The sequence below is a fragment of the Variovorax sp. P4_D9 genome, from assembly GCF_056401695.1.
The window spans coordinates 1-3430 of the sequence record NZ_JBFUIU010000899.1 but is presented as its reverse complement, the minus strand read 5'-3'; the positions used below and the strand labels follow the sequence as shown (position 1 = coordinate 3430).

The 3430-nt window shown below is 68.4% G+C and carries 4 protein-coding genes; all 4 read right to left on the bottom strand.

All coding sequences use genetic code 11. From position 1 onward, the window contains the following. On the bottom strand, positions 1-1070 hold a 1070-nt coding region (locus AC1DY5_RS47920), incomplete at its 3' end, for a branched-chain amino acid ABC transporter substrate-binding protein (protein ID WP_478121379.1). Positions 1071-1193: 123 nt separating this feature from the next. Next, the gene (locus AC1DY5_RS47915; protein WP_478121380.1) at positions 1194-1586 is read right to left on the bottom strand and encodes a hypothetical protein; all 393 of its coding nucleotides are present in this window, start codon (positions 1584-1586) and stop codon (positions 1194-1196) included. Between the two features lie 47 nt (positions 1587-1633). Then, entirely contained in the window at positions 1634-2071 is a 438-nt protein-coding gene (locus AC1DY5_RS47910; protein WP_478121378.1) for a DNA polymerase III subunit chi, read from the bottom strand. Beyond that, on the bottom strand, positions 2068-3430 hold a 1363-nt coding region (locus tag AC1DY5_RS47905; RefSeq protein ID WP_478121377.1), incomplete at its 5' end, for a leucyl aminopeptidase. The genes AC1DY5_RS47905 and AC1DY5_RS47910, both read right to left, overlap by 4 nt.

Sequence of the window (3430 nt, the reverse complement as noted above, 5' to 3'; positions counted from 1 at the left end):
GGCAGGTACTTCTCCGGATCGGCCGAGCCGGCCTTCTGCATCGCAGCCGCCAACACCTGCACGGCGTCGTAGACGTACGGCGCATAGATCTGGACTTCGACGCCGTTCTTTTCCTTGAACTTGGTCTTCCAGGCTTCCAGCGGTCCCTTGAAGTCGCCATCGACGCCACCGGCTTCGGCGCAGACGACCATTTCCTCGCCGATCGCATCGCCGGCCAGCTTGGCCAGTTCGCCGGTGCACAGGCCGTCGCCGCCCATGAACTTGACGTTCATGCCGAGCTGCTTGACCTGCTTGAGCATCGGCCCGCCGACGGCGTCCATGCCGCCGAAGAACAGGATGTCGGGCTGAGCGCCCTTGAGCTTGGTCAGGATGGCGTTGAAGTCGGTCGACTTGTCGGTCGTGAACTCGTGGCCGACGATGGTGCCGCCGGCAGCCTTGGCGGCCTTCTCGAATTCTTCGGCGACGCCCTGGCCGTAGGCGGTGCGGTCGTCGATCACGGCGATCTTCTTGCCCTTCAGCGTTTCGACCGCGTACTTGCCGAGCGTGCCGCCCAGTTGCGTGTCGTCGGCCACCACGCGGAACGTGGTCTTGAAGCCCTGGCGGGTGTACTTCGGATTGGTCGCCGACGGCGAGATCTGCGGAATGCCGGCGTCGCTGTACAGCTTGGAAGCCGGGATCGAGGTTCCGGAGTTCAGGTGGCCGACGACGCCGTTGACCTTGCTGTCGACCAGCTTCTGGGCGACTGCGGTGCCTTGCTTCGGATCGCCAGCATCGTCTTCCGCGAGCAGTTCGAACTTGGCGGCCTTGTCGCCGATCTTGATGCCCTTGGCGTTGAGGTCCTCGACCGCCATGCGAGCGCCGAGTTCGTTGTCCTTGCCGAGGTGGGCGATGGCACCGCTGGTCGGTGCGACGTGGCCGATCTTGACCACCAGGGCATCGGCCGGGGGCGCGGCGGGAGCGGGAGCGGCTGCGGTCGGTGCGGGTGCCGCGGGTGCTGCGGCTTCTTCCTTCTTGCCACAGGCCACGAGCGCAAGAGCGGCCAGGGCGACAGCAGTCCATTTCAATTGCATGAGAACCTCCAGAACATTGGATGAGTAGAGTTGAAAACCGGTCTTTGGATCCGGGCAAATACCTTCAGCAAGTATCGCGCCGCGGATGCGCAGCGCCCTCGCGCTTTTCGACCCGGGCGCAGTTTAGCCCAAGGTTTCGCGCCCGAATGCTGGCGTAGACCCGGGGTTGTCCGAAAGCTCGCGGGCCAGCGCTTCGCTGACCAGTGCCCGCAGAACAGCCTCGATTTCATTGCGCAGACGGGGGATCATGGTGTCGAGGTGCTGCTGAACGGCAGCTGACACCGCATCGCTCACGCGCTCCTCGAGCGAGAGGTCGACGCGCTGCAGCACGCGGTGCAGCAACTGCTCTTCGAGGCGGAAGGCCTCGGCCTCGGACAGCTTGGCCTCGGGGCTCAGTGCGACGGCCTGCGAAGGCTCGATCGCGATCGGGGCGACGGGCTCCGGCGCCGGCGGCGCGGGAACTGCCGCAGCCTGCGGCGCGGGAACTGCCGCAGCCTGCGCCGCGGACTCGAGCACCGTCGTCAAGGTGGGGACGAAACGCGGCGGCGTGCGAGGCGCTCCGGTCATCCGTTGGCCCCGCCATAGGCATGGGTGCGAATCGCATAGCCGCGATCCTTGTAGTGCCGCCAGCGGACACGGCCGGCCTGGCGGTCGGCGTCGTCGCTGCCGACAATGTCGATCAGCCGCTCGAAACGCTCGAACCTCGCGGGCAGTTCGGCACCGAGATTGACCAGGATCGGACGGTCGGGCAAGGTCGCCTCGGTGCTGTCCGCCAGCACCACGGGCGAGCGCCGGACGATGTAGGGCGGATCGACGCTGCGGCAATGGGCGACGAAATCGCTCGGCGCGAGCTTCCACAGGGCCAGGTCGATCGCGTCCAGCAATGCGGCGTCCGCCACCACCACCAGCCGCGCGCCATGCGCACCGACCGCCTTGCGCAGCAGGCGGCAGGCATAGCCCAATTTGTCGGGCATGTTGTAGTGGCCGTCGATCTCGGTCACTTGCGGGACCGGGCCTTGGGGGCCTTCGCCGTCGTGCGCGAGGAGGTCTTGGCGCCGGCCCCGCCGCCATCCTTGCGGCTCTGCGTCAAGAGGTAGTTCAGCAGCAGGCCGACGGGCCGGCCGGTCGAGCCCTTGGCCGCCCCGCTCTTCCACGCCGTGCCGGCGATGTCCAGATGCGCCCAGGGATAGTCGCTGGCAAAGCGCTGCAGGAACTTGGCCGCCGTGACAGCACCGCCGGCGCGGCCGGCCACGTTGGCGACGTCGGCGAAATTGGTCTTGAGGCCTTCGGCGTAGTCGTCGTCGAGCGGCATCCGCCAGCAGCGGTCCTGCGAAGCCTCGCCGGCGGCCTCGAGGGCGCCGGCCAGCGCATCGTCGCTGGAGAAGAGCCCGCTGCGCACGCCGCCCAGGGCGACCACGCAAGCCCCCGTGAGGGTGGCGATGTCGATCACCGAGGCCGGCGCGAAGCGCTTGGCGTAGGTCAGCGCATCGCAAAGGATCAGGCGTCCCTCGGCATCGGTGTTGAGCACCTCGATGGTCTGGCCGCTCATGCTGGTGACGACGTCGCCCGGTTTCAGCGCCCGGCCGTCGTTCATGTTCTCGCACGAGGGCACCAGCCCGATCACGTTGATCGCCGGCTGGATGTCGCCAAGGGCGCGGAACACGCCCAGCACGCTGGCCGCCCCGCACATGTCGAACTTCATCTCGTCCATCTCCGCCGCCGGCTTGAGCGAGACGCCGCCGGTGTCGAAGGTGATGCCCTTGCCGACCAGCACCACCGGCGCCTGGTCCTTGGGCGCGCCGTGATAGCGCAGGACGATGAAGCGCAGCGGTTCGGCCGAGCCTTGCGAGACGGCCTCGAAGGCGCCCATGCCGAGCTTGGCCACTTCCTTGGGGCCCAGCACCTCGCATTTCACGTTCGGCAGCTCGGCGAGCATCTTCGCGGCATCGGCCAGCATCGTCGGCGTGCAGTGGTTGCCCGGCCGGTTGCCCCATTCCTTGGCCAGCTCGACGCCGGCGACGGTTGCGCAGGCCTGGTCGAAGGCCTCGCGCAGGGCCGCAGCGTCCGGCACGCCCACGCTCAGTTGGCGGATGGTCCGGGGCTCGGCCTTGGACTTGGTCTCGGTGTAGACGTAGCTGACATCGGCAGCCGCCAGCACCGCGCTGGCCAGTGCCGCCGCATCGGTGGCGCCGGCGAAGACCATGGCAACCCGCTTCGGGCTGTAGCCCTTGGCCGCGTTCACGGCCGCCTGCACCGCCGTCCGAACCGCGGCCGCGCCGCCATCCCCCGCGGCGACCAGCAGCACGCGCGCCGTCGCCACGCCGGCCGGGCGGTACAGCGCCAGCAGCTTGCCGGCCTTG